The sequence below is a fragment of the Amorphoplanes friuliensis DSM 7358 genome, from assembly GCF_000494755.1.
GTDB lineage: Bacteria > Actinomycetota > Actinomycetes > Mycobacteriales > Micromonosporaceae > Actinoplanes > Actinoplanes friuliensis.
The window spans coordinates 1,428,810-1,445,868 of the sequence record NC_022657.1 but is presented as its reverse complement, the minus strand read 5'-3'; the positions used below and the strand labels follow the sequence as shown (position 1 = coordinate 1,445,868).

The 17,059-nt window shown below is 68.0% G+C and carries 24 protein-coding genes; 23 read left to right on the top strand and 1 reads right to left on the bottom strand.

The window, feature by feature from the left end; translation table 11 throughout:
* Positions 1-822: 822 nt before the first annotated feature.
* From AFR_RS06675 to AFR_RS06600, 23 genes are all read left to right on the top strand, one after another.
* On the top strand, positions 823-1,086 hold the full coding sequence (locus tag AFR_RS06675; protein ID WP_023359138.1) for a DUF6284 family protein: 264 nt from the start codon (positions 823-825) through the stop codon (positions 1,084-1,086).
* The gene (locus AFR_RS47070; protein WP_169739451.1) at positions 1,086-1,235 is read left to right on the top strand and encodes a hypothetical protein; all 150 of its coding nucleotides are present in this window, start codon (positions 1,086-1,088) and stop codon (positions 1,233-1,235) included. The genes AFR_RS06675 and AFR_RS47070 overlap by 1 nt, the downstream gene beginning before the upstream one ends.
* Positions 1,235-2,323, top strand: a complete 1,089-nt coding sequence (locus AFR_RS06670; protein WP_023359137.1) for a hypothetical protein — start codon at positions 1,235-1,237, stop codon at positions 2,321-2,323. The genes AFR_RS47070 and AFR_RS06670 overlap by 1 nt, the downstream gene beginning before the upstream one ends.
* A gap of 244 nt (positions 2,324-2,567) precedes the next feature.
* Entirely contained in the window at positions 2,568-2,705 is a 138-nt protein-coding gene (locus tag AFR_RS46680; RefSeq protein ID WP_158510515.1) for a hypothetical protein, read from the top strand.
* 84 nt (positions 2,706-2,789) lie between these two features.
* The gene (locus AFR_RS46675) at positions 2,790-2,933 is read left to right on the top strand and encodes a hypothetical protein (RefSeq protein ID WP_158510514.1); all 144 of its coding nucleotides are present in this window, start codon (positions 2,790-2,792) and stop codon (positions 2,931-2,933) included.
* Positions 2,930-3,058 (top strand): hypothetical protein, encoded by a 129-nt coding sequence (locus AFR_RS48345; RefSeq protein WP_274519493.1) that lies wholly within the window; start codon positions 2,930-2,932, stop codon positions 3,056-3,058. Before AFR_RS46675 ends, AFR_RS48345 begins: the two co-directional genes overlap by 4 nt.
* A 1-nt stretch (position 3,059) precedes the next feature.
* A complete protein-coding gene (locus AFR_RS47065) occupies positions 3,060-3,218 on the top strand; it encodes a hypothetical protein (protein ID WP_169739450.1) in 159 nt (52 codons plus the stop codon).
* Positions 3,218-3,409, top strand: coding sequence for a hypothetical protein (locus AFR_RS06665; RefSeq protein WP_023359136.1), 192 nt, complete (start codon positions 3,218-3,220; stop codon positions 3,407-3,409). The genes AFR_RS47065 and AFR_RS06665 overlap by 1 nt, the downstream gene beginning before the upstream one ends.
* Before the next feature lie 99 nt (positions 3,410-3,508).
* Positions 3,509-3,934: a DUF3307 domain-containing protein gene (locus AFR_RS06660; RefSeq protein WP_023359135.1), complete on the top strand. Its 426-nt coding sequence runs from the start codon at positions 3,509-3,511 to the stop codon at positions 3,932-3,934.
* A 99-nt stretch (positions 3,935-4,033) separates the two neighbouring features.
* Positions 4,034-4,201, top strand: coding sequence for a hypothetical protein (locus AFR_RS46670; protein ID WP_158510513.1), 168 nt, complete (start codon positions 4,034-4,036; stop codon positions 4,199-4,201).
* A gap of 235 nt (positions 4,202-4,436) precedes the next feature.
* A complete protein-coding gene (locus AFR_RS06655) occupies positions 4,437-4,646 on the top strand; it encodes a hypothetical protein (RefSeq protein ID WP_023359134.1) in 210 nt (69 codons plus the stop codon).
* 100 nt (positions 4,647-4,746) lie between these two features.
* A complete protein-coding gene (locus AFR_RS06650; protein ID WP_023359133.1) occupies positions 4,747-5,520 on the top strand; it encodes an NUDIX domain-containing protein in 774 nt (257 codons plus the stop codon).
* The gene (locus AFR_RS06645) at positions 5,517-5,750 is read left to right on the top strand and encodes a hypothetical protein (protein ID WP_023359132.1); all 234 of its coding nucleotides are present in this window, start codon (positions 5,517-5,519) and stop codon (positions 5,748-5,750) included. Before AFR_RS06650 ends, AFR_RS06645 begins: the two co-directional genes overlap by 4 nt.
* Positions 5,750-7,942, top strand: coding sequence for an ATP-binding protein (locus tag AFR_RS06640; RefSeq protein ID WP_023359131.1), 2,193 nt, complete (start codon positions 5,750-5,752; stop codon positions 7,940-7,942). Before AFR_RS06645 ends, AFR_RS06640 begins: the two co-directional genes overlap by 1 nt.
* Before the next feature lie 152 nt (positions 7,943-8,094).
* Positions 8,095-8,343 carry a hypothetical protein gene (locus tag AFR_RS06635; RefSeq protein ID WP_023359130.1) on the top strand — a complete coding sequence of 83 codons (249 nt, stop codon included), beginning with the start codon at positions 8,095-8,097 and terminating at the stop codon, positions 8,341-8,343.
* A gap of 44 nt (positions 8,344-8,387) precedes the next feature.
* Positions 8,388-8,666, top strand: a complete 279-nt coding sequence (locus tag AFR_RS06630) for a hypothetical protein (protein WP_148307886.1) — start codon at positions 8,388-8,390, stop codon at positions 8,664-8,666.
* A gap of 26 nt (positions 8,667-8,692) precedes the next feature.
* Positions 8,693-9,007, top strand: coding sequence for a hypothetical protein (locus AFR_RS06625; protein WP_023359128.1), 315 nt, complete (start codon positions 8,693-8,695; stop codon positions 9,005-9,007).
* Positions 9,004-10,602: a DNA cytosine methyltransferase gene (locus AFR_RS06620; protein ID WP_023359127.1), complete on the top strand. Its 1,599-nt coding sequence runs from the start codon at positions 9,004-9,006 to the stop codon at positions 10,600-10,602. Before AFR_RS06625 ends, AFR_RS06620 begins: the two co-directional genes overlap by 4 nt.
* Entirely contained in the window at positions 10,602-10,925 is a 324-nt protein-coding gene (locus AFR_RS06615) for a hypothetical protein (protein WP_023359126.1), read from the top strand. Before AFR_RS06620 ends, AFR_RS06615 begins: the two co-directional genes overlap by 1 nt.
* A gap of 32 nt (positions 10,926-10,957) precedes the next feature.
* Positions 10,958-11,902 (top strand): bifunctional DNA primase/polymerase, encoded by a 945-nt coding sequence (locus AFR_RS06610; protein WP_023359125.1) that lies wholly within the window; start codon positions 10,958-10,960, stop codon positions 11,900-11,902.
* Positions 11,899-13,470 carry a hypothetical protein gene (locus AFR_RS06605; RefSeq protein ID WP_023359124.1) on the top strand — a complete coding sequence of 524 codons (1,572 nt, stop codon included), beginning with the start codon at positions 11,899-11,901 and terminating at the stop codon, positions 13,468-13,470. Before AFR_RS06610 ends, AFR_RS06605 begins: the two co-directional genes overlap by 4 nt.
* A 506-nt stretch (positions 13,471-13,976) precedes the next feature.
* Positions 13,977-14,324: a helix-turn-helix domain-containing protein gene (locus AFR_RS44825; protein WP_158510512.1), complete on the top strand. Its 348-nt coding sequence runs from the start codon at positions 13,977-13,979 to the stop codon at positions 14,322-14,324.
* 28 nt (positions 14,325-14,352) lie between these two features.
* A complete protein-coding gene (locus tag AFR_RS06600) occupies positions 14,353-15,765 on the top strand; it encodes a tyrosine-type recombinase/integrase (RefSeq protein ID WP_023359123.1) in 1,413 nt (470 codons plus the stop codon).
* A gap of 120 nt (positions 15,766-15,885) precedes the next feature.
* Here AFR_RS06600 and AFR_RS45880 read toward each other — a convergent pair whose 3' ends face one another.
* Complete coding sequence (locus tag AFR_RS45880; RefSeq protein WP_148307885.1) at positions 15,886-16,740, bottom strand: hypothetical protein; 855 nt, start codon at positions 16,738-16,740, stop codon at positions 15,886-15,888.
* Positions 16,741-17,059 lie beyond the last annotated feature (319 nt).

The window sequence follows — 17,059 nt, the reverse complement described above, 5'->3', positions numbered from 1 at the left end:
AGGTACCCGCTTTAGGATGCCGCAACGCAGCGCCGATCAACAGGGGTTAACCGCTGCGTGTTAACTCCTGTGAGCTGTCGATGAGGGCCTATTCGCGGTTGAGTCAAGTTGCCCCGGCAAGCAGAGGCGTTCGGGGTTAGACGAACCCTTCGAGCGCACCACTTGACAACTGGTGCGCACCAGCTGCATCCTACTGGTGCGCACCAGTCGGCCAGGTGGCGCGCAAGAACGGCTCTACCGCACAACTCCACAGAGGCAGTGTTGACCGAGCTGCGAAGTACGAACCGGTCAGGCGCCCTACCCGATGCGTTCGGGCCGCGCCAGCAGTAAGCGACAGGTCTAGGCCCCGCTCAGCGGCCAGCAGAACACTGGCTGTCCCGTAGCCGTCGGCATCGGCGGTGGGCATGCGATGAAGCGACCGGAACACGATCCCCGCGACGCATTGCGGGCGGCGGGCGACGGCGTGAGCGCGCGGTGGCGGACAAGTAGACCTAGCTCGATTCAAACGGCCTGCCCGAAGGCCGAGCTCGACGTGTTGCTGGCGGGCTGGCCCCGAGTCGCGGGCCGGCCCGCCGGGCATTCCCTGCACCGCATTCCCTAGTTATTCGATCAATAAACAGGAGGTTGATGTTATGGCTTCTCTGGCTTCGCTCGTCCGTGTTACCGCACGTCAGAGCGCCTGCTGGCGCAACTGCAGGGGCTGCACCCACTCGCACCTCTCGCCCCGAACGCCACCCACTGCAACGCCTCCCGGGCCGAGCCGCGGACCACGCGTCCGCGCCGCCTGAAGGCCGCCTGAAACTCCGAAGGAACTGATCACCGATGCTGCACAACCTGCACCACAACGCCGACAAGGACCTCGACGGTCCGACCTCGGCCGACCTGGCCGCGATCGCTGTCGAATGGCCGCAGATTCAGGCAGACATCGACATGCTTGCCGACCCCGACGCGGTCGATGCGCTAGTCGATCAGATCTACGCCCTGGAACGCGGTTACACACCCCGGGCGTGGCGGTCCCGCCGTCGCGCGGAAGCCCGGATCACCCGTACCGCGTTGCGGGCGGCCAGCCGGAGGACGGCGGCCTGATGAACGCCCGCAAGGTTCTCGGCCTAGCCGTCGCCGCGTTCGCGGTGTTCTACGCGATCACCAACCCGCATGAAGCCGCCGAGGCCGTCCGCACCGCCGTGGCGGGCATCCGCACGTTCGCATCCGCTCTTGCCTCAGGAGGCAACTGATGACCGCCGCGACCATGACCCGCACCCGCCGCAGCGCTTTCCCGACGGCGATCGAGGAACTACTCCCGCTCGCTCGCGACTACGCCGCCGAGCTGGGTACCACGCCGAGCCGCAACCAGCTCATGAGGCGGTTCAGGGTCGGTGACAAGAAGGCCAAGACCCTGCTCGCCGGCCTTACACCAGCGCCCCTTGAGCCGGAGCCGCTGCCGCCGATCATCGTCGCCGTAGACGACAGACAGGACGACGTCCAGGCGGCATTTGGGGCGCCCTCGGCGCCGGTCGAGCAGGCCATTCCTGACGTGCCCGAGCTGCCGTTGACCAACGCGAACGCCAAGCCGTTCACGCAGTACGACAAGCCGCTGCTGACGCCGCTGGTTGACCCCGCCGAGGCCGCCCTCGGTCCGTGGCCTACGGCCACCGCGCCGCCGCTTGCTCTTGATGTCACGATCGCCGAGCCTGCGCCACGCACGCGGCTCTCCCGGTATGGCATGGGTGCGCTGCTGACGGTCGTCGGAGTGCTGCTGGCCGGGGTGATCGTCGCCCCGATCGCCTTGTCGAGTCAGGACATCATTGCCTGGGCTGCCAGCCCGATCGGTCTCGGTTTGACCGGGGTGTGGCCGCTGGTCACGTTCTTCGCCCTGGACGCCGCCGCCGCCGTGTGCGTCGGCCTGGTCGTCTACTGCGCGTGGCGCGGTGAAGGCGCTGGGGTGTTCGCCTGGCTGGTCTGGGCCTTCGCCGGCATGAGCGCCTACGCCAACTACTCGCACAGCTCCGGCAGCCTGGCCCGCGATGCGGTGTGGTTCTTCCCCGCAATGAGCCTGGCCGGGCCGTTCCTACTGGAGATCATCGTGCGGCGGGTCCGCCGGTGGGTGCAGGAAGGCACCGGCCAGCGCGCCCGGCACAGCGTCTCGTTCGGCTTCGGCCGCTGGATCCCCGGTGTCGGCGCCCTGCGGGAGACCTACGGCGCGTGGCGGCTGGCCCGCCTCGACGGCATCAACGACGCCAGTCAGGCCGTGACCGCCTACCGCCGACTCTGCCCGGACGGCTCGATTCGCGTCCTGCGCGCCCTTCGTAAGCGCGGCAACTGATTTCGCCCAGCGGCACAGCCCCAAAGCCTGCAAGCAAGTGCTGTGCCGCCGGTCTCCCCATCCGCTGCAAGAACCTCAGGAGAGGTCACCAGTATGGCCGATCGAGCGTCCCGTCCGAAGGTGCCCGTCACGTATTCGCAGTGCGGGCACACCGACATGGTGCCGCAGGGCACCCGCCCGCCCCGCTGCTCGCGTGGCTGTGACTCGCTGCGTCCGCAGCACGGCAAGGGCTGGGGTAAGGGCCGTGGCTGACCCGAAGGGTTGCCGGGCCGGGAAGACCCCGCCGCCCGAGAGGCTGGCCCGTCGCCTCGCCGACCGCGAAGCCGACCGCGTCGAGCTGCACCGCAAGGGTGCCGAACGACTCCAGTCCCGCCACGGCTGACCGCCACGGTGCGGAATCCGTTGCCCTGCAACGGGTTCCGCGCGGTGACCGCCAGAGTGGTGCGCCCGGCGAAGGAGCAACGACATGGACCGGATCAAGAAGAAGATGCAGCAGCGGCACGCCCCGGCAAAGCCCCTGCCGCGTCCGTGCCCGTTCAGCCGTCACGAGGGTCCCTATCACTGGGCGGGCGGTTTCGAGGGCTGGGTGCCCTGCACGAAGAGCCGATGAAGCGCCGTCAGATGCGCGCGGCCGAGGCCGCGCACTGGCGCCGTGAACGCGCTCAGGAGACCGAACGTGACACCGCCCGCCGCGACCGCGAGCAGGGCCATCAGCAGCGGAAGGACAACACCTGACATGGCGAAACGCGAGTACGGCCACCGTGTCGACGGCAAGGGCCGCGCCCGGGTGGTCGACACGACCCAGCCCCGGCACCGGCGCGGCTACGACCCCGAGTACGACGTCGTGACGTTCACCGAAGGCCCGATCGCCCGGCTGTTCGGACGGCGACGCTGATGGCCATCTCCCGGCGCGACAAGGGCGGCGAGGACGTCAGCAACCCCGCCTACATGAAGACCGTGTCGATGGGCCAGGGCCTCGCGGCGGTCGACCGCACCGCGAAGCCGCTCACCGACCGGGCCGGCCGAAAGGTCAAACCGGTCGGCAAGCAGGTGAAAGGCAAGTGGTACGACGCCGACCTCAACTAGCTGTGCCCGGAGCGCGGCCTCACGGTTTCGCGGCCCCTCGGCCGCGCTCCGGCCCTCACCCCTGCAAGTCCTTCCTCAGACCCTCGGGAGAGGTGTTTCATGCTGCCAGAAACCGCCGGGCACGCCGCGACTTTCGCGGCCGTGTTCGCTGCCCTGTTCGTCGCTCACCAGGTCGCTGACCACTGGATCCAAACCCAGCACCAGGCCGACCACAAAGGCGGTCCGGGCTGGCCCGGTCGTCTCGCCTGCCTCGCACACGTCACCACCTACACGCTGACGGCCCTGGCCGCCCTGCTGGCTCTGGTCCTGGTCCTCGCCCTGCCGCTGGATCCGGCCCGCGTAGCCGCCGGCCTCGCCGTCTCAGCCTTCACGCACTACCTCGCTGACCGGCGGATCCCGTTGCGGCGTATGGCCGACGCGATCGGGAAGAACGCCGACTGGCTCGACCACGGCGGCGGTATGTACGCCCTGGATCAGTCGCTGCACTACCTGTTCCTGTTCGTCGCCGCGCTGGTCATCGCCTGAGCAGGCCGCTTCCGTCACGACCACGCCGGCCCCTGTCGGCTCTGGTCGTGTGCGGTGGCCGCCAGATCGGCGCGCCAGGACACGCGAGGAGACCCCTAAATGTTCGGTGTCGAGCGCAACGCCAAGGACGACGCGAACAAGGTCCGCAAGGACCTCAAGGCGTCCGGGATGGGCGACAAGCAGGCTGACCGGATCGCCAACCGGCACGAGCAGCGCAAGGTCCGCAACGGCAACAAGTGGATCACCAAGAACGTCGGCCTCAACTGATGGCGGCACGGGTGCCGAACACCATCACCGACCGGGAAATGGCCGGCATACGACGGCGCGCGGAGAAGGTCGCCCCGCCCTTGTTCAGCGCTGAGGCCACCCGGCGACGCCTGGCCGCCTCAGCGCAGAAGAGCAAAGCCGACCAGAGCTGACCGTGACCATGCGGAACCCGTTGTGCCGTAACGGGTTCCGGGTGGTGGCTGTCAGATAGGCCGCCAGGACAGGAGACCCCCTGATGGGTAAGAAGCCGACCGTCAACATCGCCAGCGGCAACGACACCGTGCCGGTACAGGCCGGGAAGGTCACCGGCCGCCCGGCCAAGAAGGACCCCGCGAAGCCCGCCAAGACCGCCAAGGGCGGCGGCGCGACGAACGTCGTCTCCGGTAACGCCCGCGTCGGCATGCAGTCCGACCGGGTCAACGGCTCGATCTCGATCACCTTCTGAGCAATGCCCGGCGGCACAGCCCACAGCCTGCAAGCACGTGCTGTGCCGCCGGTCCCTCCACCCCGCACCCCTTGTCCGAGCAACCGGGAGAGAGACCCTGATGCTGTCAGACCACCCCTCGCACGTGCCCGCGCACCTGCGCCCCTGGCACGTGAACTACCCGGCGTACGCGCCGGTCGATATCACCCCGCCCGAGCTCACCGCGGCCGGGATCGCCGCCAGCGTCGCCGACGGCTGGGCCGAACCCGCCCTCACCCCGACCGCCGTCGACTGGTCCGCCCGGCAGGCCGCACTGGTGCCATTCACCGTCGTCGACGGGCAGCCGCGCAACCCCGCCGGTCGCACCGGGCGCACCGGGCGTGACCTGGGCCGGTGGGGCGAGAACGCCGCCGCCGACGCGATCGTCATCATCGACACGAACGACGGACGGTTCCTGCTGCTGATCCGTCGCGGCGACTGCAGCCGGTGGGCGCTGCCCGGCGGCATGGTCGAGCCCGGCGAGACGTCACGCCTGGCCGGCCTGCGTGAACTCCACGAGGAAACCGGCGTGCGCGGCGTGGCGCCGATCTACACCCCGGCGTATGTCGGCTACGTCGCCGACCCGCGTAACACCGATCAGGCGTGGGTGTGCACCACCGCCTGGCTCTACCGCCAGCACGACGACCGACCGCTGCCGCGCGTGCAGCCCGGCGCCGACGCCATCGAGGCGCGCTGGTTCCCGTTCACCAACCGGACCCGACTCGTCGCCGACATCGAGGCGGCCGGAGACCAGTTCTACGACGCCCACGGCCCACTGCTGACCGCCGCGTCCCGGCGACTTGGCCGCCCGCGGACGGCCACCGCAGCGAGCAGCACCGAGGGCGAGACCGCATGAGCCACGACTGCGGCGAGTGCCCGCGGCTGCGGGTCGAGGTGATGCGGCTGGGCCGCCTCAACGAGTTCCTGCGCCGCCAGGTCGGGCAGCTGCTCGGCGGGGTGCGCTCCGCAATCACGTTCATCGCCAACGAGCAGGAAGAGCCGAGCATGCCGGTGCGGCAGCTGCCGGGTGCGTTGCACCTGCGGCTGACCTACGTCGCCGAGCAGGCGGAAGGGAAGAATGTCTGATGACTACCACCCCGACCACGACCGGCGTGCCCGAGGACGAGCCGGAACGCTATCTGCGGCTCGTGCCCGGCGGTCTGGCGCCGGAACCGGGCACCGAGATCGGGCCCGCCGTCCCCGGTTCTCTCGAGCCCGCCGGGGACGCCGAGACCCACCTGGTCGGTGAGGTCATCGAGGGCGTTCCGGTGGACCCGGACGACATCCCGCTCACCACCACCTGGACCGACATCACGTCCCGGCCGCGGGTGCCGATCATCCCGGCCTGGTTGCGCGACAAGCGCGAGTTCCGTGCCCGGGTCCGCGCGGTGCGTGGCCTCGCCGGATACACCATCGCCTTCTACGCGACGCGCTCGCCGAAGCTGGCCGGCAAAGTCCTGTGGTACGCGCCCAAGGGTGCCCGGCGGGTGGTGGGCTCGGTGATCCGCTGGGCCTGGGCCGAAGAGGGCAACTTCAAGCTGCGCCAGCACGCGGCGAATACCAACGACGCCCACACCTGGCAGGCCCTCGATCGCACCCGGGCCAAGTCGTCCAAGGCCCGGTGGTGGCTGGTCATCCCGGCCACCCTCGCCCTCACCATCGCGGTGTGGGTGCTCGCCGCCTCCGACGTGGTGCCCCGCCTCGGCTGGTGGGCGGTCATCGCCGCCCTGCTGATCGGGTTGGCCCGGGTCGGCTGGACCGGTGACACCCCGTTCGTCGACCGGGTGTCCAACGGGCCGAAGTTCACCAAGCTCACCGCGGAGATGGTCCGCAAGTCCTTCACCCGGCTCGGGTTGTCGCAGATGAAGGAACTCGACTCGATGGAGTTCGTGCACCCGGGCATCCACCGCGACGGGCCGGGCTGGCTGGCCCGGGTGAACCTGCCCGAAGGTCTGGAAGCGGTCAAGGTGATCGAGCAGCGCGGCCGGTTGTCCTCAGCGCTGCGGTTGCCCGTCGATCAGGTGTGGCCGGCCGCAGGTCCCGAACACGCCGGTCAGGTCGATCTGTGGGTCGGTTACCAGCCCGCCTCCAAGATGGGCCAGCCGAAGTGGTCTCTGGCCGCACCGAACGCGGTGACCAGCGTGTTCGAGCCGTTCGAGTTCGGCACCGACGAACGGCAACGCCCGGTCAAGTGCGAGCTGTTCGCCCGTTCGTGGCTGATCGGCGGGCAGCCCGGCTCCGGCAAGTCCTACGCGGCCCGCTCGGTCGCGGCGGTCGGGATGCTGGATCCGACCGCGGAGTACAAGATTGCCGAGTTCAAGGGCACTGGCGACTTCCTCGACCTGGAGCCGATCTGCTCGACCTACGTCGTCGGTGTCGACGACGAATCCCTCAAGCAGGGCGCCGCGATCCTGGTGTGGGCGCTGGGGGAGGCCGAGAAGCGCGGCAGGCGGATCCTGGCCGCGAAGAAGCGCGGTGAGGCCCCGCACGGCAAGGTCACCCCGGAACTGTCCCGTAAGTCCGGCAGCGGCCTGCACCCGGTCGTGCTGCTCTTCGACGAGGTTCACGAGCTGTTCTCGGCGATCCCCGAGGCCGCCGCCAACGCCGAACGGCTGATCAAGCGGGCCAGGGCGCTGAACATGGAAATCATCCTGGCCACGCAGATCCCGGACAAGACCAGCCTGCCGCCCAACATCGTCCGCTGTGTCACCAACCGGTGGTGCCTGTCGGTCGCCGGGCAGCAGGAAAACGACATGATCCTCGGTACCGGCGCGTACAAGCGCGGCATCACCGGCACCGTCTACCGGCCCGTGCAGGACGCCGGTTGGGGCTGCATGACCGGCCTGCCCACCCCGGTGTCGGTCCGCTCGCAGTTCCCCCCGTTGGACGTGTGGGACGACATGGTGGCCCGCGCCATCGCCTTGCGCCACGGCCGTGCGGTCGGCGCGACCGGTGAGCAGCTGCCCGCCGCCCGCGACCTGCTCGCCGACCTGCTGGAAGTGGCCGCCTCCAACGGCCAGCACTGGGACAAGGCGGCCCCCGCCCTGTCCGAGCGGTGGCCGCAGGCGTACCCCGCCCTGACCCAGGACGCATTGAGTGAGCTGGCCCGCGCGTTGGGTGTCGAGTCGGTGGACGTGAAGGTGGCTGGCCGCAACCGCAAGGGCTACAAGTCCGCCGAGCTGCGCAAGGTCATCGTCGCCCGTGACACCGCCGAGCAGGCCCCCGACGGGCCGGGCGGCGGCGACGACCGGGACGACGAAGGCTCTACGCAGAGTTAGGTAGCGGCTGAGGTAGCGGCAGAGACGTAGGTAGCGGCAGCGCTACCTCTGCCGCTACCTGATCAACAGAATCTCTGCCTGCGGAGACTTTCCGCAGGTAGCGGGTAGCGCCATGCCGAAAACAGGCCCGAGAACGCCTCTGGAGGCACTCCGTGACACCCCTGCTCGCCGCTACCAGCCTCATCGCCGGTTACGCACTGTTGTGCTGGGTGCTGCCGTTCGGCCGGTGCTGGCGCTGCCGCAAGACCGGCTCACACCCCCGGCTGATCACCCGCAAGTTGACCACCTGCCGCCGCTGCAAAGGGGCCGGCCTTCGCCTGCGCCACGGCCGGGCCGCCTTCAACTACCTCGCCCGCATCCACGCCGACGCCGCCAGCGCCAAGAACAGCGGTACCCGATGACCACCACCCGCCAGCGACCGGCCGCCGCGCCGAAAGGAACCGTCGTGAGCCTGTTCGACCGCATCGCCGACCGCATCCACTCCCGCGCTGACGCCGCAGCCGAAGCGCGAGGGCTGACCGTCACCGTCCTGCCCGGTGGCCGCCGCCGCATCGGCCACCCCGACCTGCCCGCCGTCCTGGAGGCCCGCCGCCGCCACGCCCTCACCCACGGCCTGGACGACGCCGACCGCGCCTTCATGGACCCGGCCACCCGCGCCGCCCTCAACACCACCCGCACCGCCACGACCAACCCCAACACGGACCGGCTCCGCCGGGCTGCCTGACAAACCCCCTCGGGAGGCGCCGCGCCATGACCGCCACTACGACCGCTGTTGAGGGAATCCCCGCCAACGAGCACTCGACCGGCTTCACCGCCGTCGCCCTGCGTTTCCCGGCCGACCCGGCCGCCCACCGCATCGAACGCGTCCTGCACCACCCCGACACCGCCGACACGCCGGCCGAGCAGCGCAGCGGGCCGTTCGCCGCCGGTGGATGGGAGATCCGGCCCGCCTGCCTGCCCGACAGCAACCCGGGCGAGCGCTTCTACGAGCTGTCCACCCCGGCGGCTCTCGCCCGTGGCGCACTGCCGTGCGGGCACCGCGACTGCTTCGGCGGTGCCGCATGACCCTCACCGTCGCGGACTACTTCTGCGGAGCAGGCGGCAGCTCGACCGGGATGCATCAGGTCCCCGGCGTGCGCGTCGTGATGGCCTCCAACCACTGGCAGCTCGCCGTGGACACCCACAACGCGAACTTCCCCGACGCCGACCACGACCGCGAGGACATCACCCGCATCGACCCACGGCGGCACCCGTCCACCGACATCGGCTGGTTCTCACCGGAGTGCACGAACTGGTCGCAGGCCAAGGGCATGAAGGTCGACTACGACGGCAAACCCGTGCAGGGCAACCTGTTCGAGCAGGACGACGAGGCGCCGTTGCCGGATGAGGCGGCGGTGCGCTCCCGGATGCTGATGCAGGACGTCCCCCGGTTCACCGAGGTCCACCGGTACCGGGCGGTGATCGTGGAGAACGTCACCGACGTCCTCAAGTGGTCACACCTGGACCAGTGGCTGCGCCGGATGCGACTCCTCGGCTACGAGCACCGCATCGTCGTGCTCAACAGCGCGTTCGCGACCGCGTACGGCCCTGGGGCGCCGCAGCTGCGCGATCGGGTGTACTTCGTGTTCTGGCGTACGGGTGGCCGGTCGCCGGACTTCGCGAAGTGGACCCGGCCGCGGGCATGGTGCCCGCGGTGCGGCGACGTGCGGGCGGTCTACGTCGACAAGCGGCCTGGAGTGCGGCGCACGATGCGCTACGGCCAGCAGTACACCTACCGCTGTCCCGCAACCGCGTGCCGTGGCCGGGCAGTCTCCCCGTACGCCCTTCCGGCTGCCGCCATCATCGACTGGGCAGTGCCCGCACAGCGCATCGGGGAACGGGTCAAGCCCTTGGAACCCAAGACCCTGGCCCGGATCCGCGCCGGGCTGGCCCGCTACGCCGGGCCTTCCAGCTTGGAAGCAGCCGGGAACACCTTCGAACGGCGGCCCGGAGTGCGTACCTGGCCGCTGGTCGAGCCGCTGCGGACCGTGCACACCACGGCGTCCAAGGCGCTGGCCTGCCCGCCGCTGCTCGTGCCGGTGGAGGGCCGCGACGGCAAGCTGGCCCGCACCGTCGCCGACCCGATGCGGGCGCAGACCGCCCGGGCCGAGAACGCACTGGTGATCCCGCTGCGCAACAACGGCGTCGCCAAACCTGCCGACGCCTCACCGCTGCTCACTGTCGCCGCCGCGGGCACCCATCAGGGCTTGCTCATGCGCAACAACACCGGCGGGGCGGAGATGTCGACCCCGGTCGGCGAGCCGATGCGGGCGCTGACCACCGCCGGTCACCAGTCCCTGATCGGCTTCGACCATCTGACCTATGGCTACGACACCGGCCGGTTGCGCCCGCTCGAGATGCCACTGCCCGCGCAGACCACCGTCGAAGGTGACGCCCTGCTCGGCACCGCCGTCGACGTCGACGACTGCACGTTCCGGATGCTGACCGTCGACGAGATCCGCGCCGGGATGGCGTTCACGCCCGGCTACGTGCTGCTGGGCACCGCGAAACGGGCCAAGGTGCGGATGCTCGGCAACGCCGTCACCCCACCGGCCGCCCGCGACCTGGTGGCCTGCGTGGTGGAGGCCATCACCGGCGACCCGTTCGACCTGGCCGCGTGATGGCCGCCCGGGTACCGCGCGGGGCGAGCGGAACACCGGACCAGCCCAACTTCCGTACTGACGCCAAGCTGACCGGTCTGGAGATCTGGCTCAACGGCACCGACGCCGAACTCGACGCCGCGCTCATCGCGCTGAACGAGGCGGGGCGGCTGCTCTGGCGCTCGACCCGCCGCAGGCTCCACGGCACCGGCGACCAGGGCCGCCACAGCGTGCATCTACGCCTGGCCGTCGCCGCCGAGGTACGGCCGGTTTCACAGCGGGGCACCGCGGGCGCGGACCTGATCGACCTCGACGCCGTGCGGCAGGCCCGCACTTCCGCCTGACCTGATCCGAAACCCGAACGGGAGGCATCACCATGCCCGTCTCATGCCTTGACAGCCTGCGGGCGGCGGCGTTGTCGGCCGCCGCCCGCGGCTGGCACGTCTTCCCGCTGCGCCCCGGCGACAAACGGCCCGCATTCCCCGACCACGCCGAGGACCGCTGCGCCCGCACGGACCTGCGCTGCCGGACCGGACACACCGGATGGGAGGGGCGCGCCACCACCGACCCGCAGCGCATCACCCGGGCGTGGCAGCGCATCCCGTACAACATCGGCATCGCCTGCGGCCCGTCTCGCCTGATCGTGATCGACCTGGACATGCCCAAGCCCGGCACGGTTCTGCCCGCCGAGTGGGTCACCGAAGGTGTCCGTGACGGTGGCGACGTCTTCGCCGTCCTCTGCCAGCGGGCCGGGCAGCCGTTCCCGAACACCTACACCGTGAGCACCGCGTCCGGCGGCACGCACCTGTACTTCCGCCACCCGGCAACCGGCAGCCCACTGCGCAACACCCGCGGTGAGTCCGGGCGCGGCCTCGGCCCGCTGATCGACACCCGCGCTCACGGCGGCCTGGTCGTCGCCGCGGGCTCCGTCATCGGCGCACACACCTACACCGTCCTGGACGACACCGCACCCGAGCTGCTGCCCCGGTGGCTCGCCGAGCCGCTGTACCCCGAACCGCCGCGCCCGGCCGTGCCGGTCGTGCTGGGCGCCGACCGGGCCGGCCGCTACGTCCGGGCCGCGATCGACCGCACCCTGACCAAGCTCGCCGGAGCCTCCGAGGGCGGGCGCAACGACGCGCTGTGGATGGCCGCGCAGTCACTCGGCCAGCTCGCCGCCGGTGGCGCGCTCACCGACCAGCAGGTGACCGACGCGTTGGAACCCGCGGCCCGCTCGCTCGGCCTGACCGCCCGCGAGACCGCCCGCACGATCCGCTCCGGCCTGACCGCCGGAGCCCGCAACCCGAGGAGTGTGGCCGCATGACCGACGACCGGCCCCGGATCAAGGTCGGTACCGGACCCGAGACCATCCGCGCTCTCAAGACGGCGCTGCGGAGCCGGGTGCTGCCCGATACCTACGTCGCCGGTGGCGCACTGGTCTACACCGAGCAGGTGTCCGGCGATCTCGCCAGCGTCGCCGCCGATGAGGACTCGCCGCTGCCGATCGCCTCCAGTCCGCTGAACCCGGCGTCGCTGGCCGGGCTGCTTGCCGATCACGCCTACGTGTATCGGATGCGCACCCGCAAGGACGCCAACGGAGATCCCGAGCTGGTGGAGGAAGAGTTCACCCCGCCGCGTGACGCGCTGGCCTCCGCGCTGGTCGCGAAGACGTGGCCCGAGGTGCCGCCGCTGCGCGGGATCATCGGCGCCCCGGTCCTGCGCCGTGACGGCACGCTGCTGCAGAAACCCGGCTACGACCCGGCGACCGGGCTGTACCTGGCCTCGAAGGTCGCGCTGGCGCCCGTGCCGGACAAGCCGACCCCGGTGCAGGTCGCCGCCGCCCGCACGTTCCTGCTGGACCGGTTCCTGCGGGACTTCCCGTGGGCCGGGCCGGCCGACCGGGCGAACTACCTCGCCCTGCTGGCCACGCCGGTGCTGCGCCGCTTCGTCCGGTCGCTGACCCCGTTCGCGTTGATCGACGCGACCATGCCCGCATCCGGCAAGACGATCTTGACCGCCGGGCCGGGGATGCTCTACGGACAGCGGGTTTTGCCGTGGGCCGACACGGAGGAGGAACTCCGTAAGTCGATCACCAGTGTGTTCGCTCAGCAGGTCGGGGTGGTCATCTGGGACAACCTTGCCGAGGGCACCGTCATCGACTCGGCCAACCTCGCCCTGCTGGTCACCGGTGGCGTCTGGTCCGACCGGTCGTTGGGCACGAACAACACGATGGCGGCGGTCAACGACCGGCTGTGGATGGCGACCGGCAACAACCTCCAGGTCGGCGGGGACATGGCGTCGCGCACCGTGCGGGTCCACCTGGATCCGAACATGCCCCGGCCTGAGGCACGTGACCAGTCCGGGTTCGGTATCCCCCACCTTGATCAGTGGATCACCGTCCCGGCGAACCAGCTCACCGTGCTGTGGCACCTGCTCATCCTGATCCTCGACTGGACCGGCAACGACGCGCCCAAGGTCACCAGCCTGTCGATGCGCCAGTTCACCCCGTGGGCGCAAGCCCTCGGCGGGTTCCTCACCCACCACGGCATAACCGGGTTCCTAACCAACCTCGCCGACGTCCGCGACATCGACGAAGACGAAAGCCGCTGGCAAGCCTTCCTCGCCGCCTGGCACGAGCGGCACGGCAACACCCCGATGACCGCCGCCGAGCTACGCGCCGACGCCGAACCTGACCTGCTCAACGGCATGCACATCGACCGATGGGACGGACAGTTCATCACCACGACCACCGGGCGGCTACCCAACCCGCTGCAACTCGGCCGGCTGCTCACCGGGCAGAACGGCCGCTGGCGCGGCGAGTACGTCATCCGAGCCGGGAAGCACGAACGCGGCAACCGGGCCGTGTTCCACGTCGAGCAACACGAAGGCTGACCCCTAGAACCTGCTGAAACATCTCGGCATCTCGGCAAACCGGTTCGGCACCTGCCTCTAGCTGCGGAAACACTCTGCCGAGATCGATCTCAAGATCTCGGCACCATCTCGGCATCTCGGCAACCAACCCACCTCAATCTGCCGAGATCATGGCCGGTTGCCGAGATCTTGAACCGGCACGTAAAAGATCTCGGCAGACATAACCGCAGCTCAGAGGCACCTTTGCCGAGATGCCGAGATGCCGAGATGTTTCAGCCCTCCTGACGACAGCGACAAACCACGGCTGCCCGACGCCGACGATTGACCCGCTGAGACGCCCTCTGCCGGTCCGGCCCATCCGGACCACCCGAGCCATGGCCGATCATGGCTCGGCGGGCCTCTCAGGCGGCTTCCACGTGGTCCGTCAGTCAGCCTGATTCCTCAGTGCCCCTGCAACACCCCTCATGCGCGGAACGGGCGCTGTCGGGCCGTTCCGCGCGGCCCGACGCCCTTTCCAAGGAGGCCGCGTGACCCCGCCGTCCCCGGATGCTCACGGACCGATCCCCCAAATCTTCACCCTCGAAGAGGCTGCCGAGATTCTTCGAGTCAAGAAAAGCTGGCTGGAGAAAAAGGCGGCGGCCCGCCGAATCCCCTTTTCCATGCTGGGCGGCAGCTATCGCTTCTCCCCCGAGCACCTATGGCAGATCTTCCGAGAATTCGAGCAGGTACCAGGGAGTTCCGGCTACCAGGCGCCGCCGATCGTTCCTACGGTTCGTAGCAAAAGGCGGCCCGCGGTGGAGTGCGCCGATCCGGGACTCGTCCCGCTGCAACCGCGAGCCAGGCGTACACATCAGCAGGACAGGATCGCAGCTTGAAAGCCGAAGTATCAAGGAAGGGCAAGTAATGGCGTATGCGGAAAAACGCGGGGGTCTGTGGCGTGCCCGCTGGCGCGGACCAGACGGGACCCTGGAATCCGAGCCCGGATTCCAGACGGAGAAAGCGGCTCTGAAGTACGGCCGCGATCAGGAGGCGGCCATCCGCGCACGCCGGTACGTCGATCCTCGCGGCGGCCGAATGACAGTCACCGAGTGGGTCAATATCTGGTTTCCCGCACTCGACCTCGAACCCAGCACGCTGGACAGCTACCGCTACCTGCTGGAGGTGTTCGTCCTTCCCGAATTTGGCGACAGCACCCTGATGTCCCTGACCAATGAGGGAATCGCCAAATGGGAAATGAAGCTGGTCAAGTCCGGCTACTCCAAGAAGACTGCATCAAACGCCCGCGGCGCTCTTTCTACGACGCTGGGCGACGCCGTCCCGCGGTACATACCCCTGAACCCGGCCGCCAAGAGCAAGGGAAAGGGCAGGAAGGGCAGCAGCCGTATCGAGCGCATCGAGAAGGAGTCCAAGGTATGGGCGTCTCCGTTGCAAACTCTGCTGATAGCCGAAAGGGCGGCGATCATCTCCGGTTTGGACGCAACGTTCATCGCGGACATCACCATTCAATACACGGGCTGCCGTTGGAGTGAGATGTTGGCCCTGCCGCCTGAACTCATCCACGACGATGCCATCGACGTGCACTGGAAACTGTACGAACTCAACGGCCGGTTCTACCGGGGCCGGCCCAAAGACGGATCGATGCGCACGGTGGCGACACCACCTTTTCTGAACGGCCTGCTGAGTCATCACCTGTCGTCGAAGGTTCCGCTGAAATGCTCCTGCGTTCCTCAGCTCGACGACAAGGACGGGATTTCGTGGTGCACGGGCGACGCGTACACGTTCCTCACTGCTGAAGGCCGTCACTACCGGCGATCGAATTTCAGCGAAAGGGTATTCCGGCCCGCCGCCGATGGCTGGTATCCGCGACGCTCCGATAAGCGCGACCGCATGCCGGTTCTGGTGGACTATCGACACCCATGGCCCGGCAAGCCTCTGCCGCCCTGGCCGGCGGTGGAGGCGGGCCAGGAGTACGTGGCGCCGCAAGGACGGGGCCGGCCCCGGGTCACCGAAGACTCGCGATTGGCCTCATGGCTGCCGGTACTGCCCGGCCTGACTCCGCACGGTCAACGGCACGGTTATCAGACGTGGCTGGACGAGGATGGCATCCCGTACGTTGCCCAGTCGCAGCAGATGGGCCACGAGGTGCCCGGCATGCGAGGGGTCTACAGCCACGTCACCGACCGCATGCTCAACGAAGTCCGTGATGCGCTTCAACAACGCTGGCTGGCCGCTTTGAAAATGAGGGCAACTTTGTCACCCACCTCGGCGGTACCGTCTCTAAACGCGGCACTGTTGACGCACTCCGCTCCTATGTAGCGGCTTTCCCTTGATGGTCACGTAGGCCATGGAACATACCGACTAATGCATTAGATTCGGCAGGGTGCCATCCAGTGACGAACGTTTGATATTGCACTGGGTCTCACAGCCGTGAGGTTATTACTTAAATCCACCAGCTTCTTTGAACATGCCTACCACATCCTTCGCCGTCGCGATCCTTGAAGTAAAACCTGGATCAATCAATGTCATGATAGAAATGATTGCCAATATGGATGCAACGGCATAAAGGGCTACGCTAGTCGCGCCGCCTCGTAAAACATTCGTAGCATCAAGAGCGACCACTAAGGACACCGGTACGATCGCTCCAAGGACGATTCGACCGGTGCCCATAAGAGCGTTGACGAACTTAACCTTTGTGGTTATCTCCGAGCTTGCGAGAGGCAGTTCACCATATCGCCCTGTAGCTACGGCGCTCATCACGTCAAGACTAAACCGCAATAAATCTTGTCCAGTCTGCGGCTCAGGGAGAGTGAGCCAAACCTGTCGTTCTCGGACCGCTTCGGCAGCGCTTCTCATGCGATGTTGCACTACACTATTGAAGCTTGGCGAAGCAAGACGAAGCTGCCATGCTAATCCTTTTTCAAGACATCGAGCCGCGTTCTCCAAGCGATTCACGCAGTAACGACGGACTTCATCATCTTCGAATTTGGCCGCGTCTGACGCCACTTCTGACATTTTCAACATCGCGAAAAATATGACTGGCCGAGGGGCGTTGCGGTGCTCAATTTTCGATACGACGGATTGCAGGATGCTCACGGTCAGAAAAGCCATGGCAAGCAACATAACGAGCAAACCCATCACCATGGCCAGCTCTTGTAGTAGGCTCGCCGCCCTGCGCAAATTGTCTAGGGGGCCCGCCCATGCGGATTTCAGGCGATCGGCCAACGCGAGCCAAAGCAGAGAAGATAGAAAGAACAGCGCGACAATGGCTAGCGTAATGAAAAACTTGCTCACGTCGTTTCCATTAAACCTCTGAGTCAAAAGCAGTGTTCCACATATACCGATCATGGCTATCAGCGTGATTAGCGGGCGAGAGAAGAGGGGAACAAGCGCGAACAGGTAAAATGCAGGCGCTATGAAAAAGATGGATGCGAAAGCGGAGGAAACTCTGGTGATCTGGTTCTGACGAACCGCCCGATAGGCTACGAGCGTACACAATTTGCGTAGCGGAGCGTTATCTACTGATGCCGCCTCTAAAGCGCCAACGGCGCCCAGCATGGCCCTGTGATGGCGTGCTCGGCTCGCGATCTGTTTCCGGACTGAACGCGTCGGC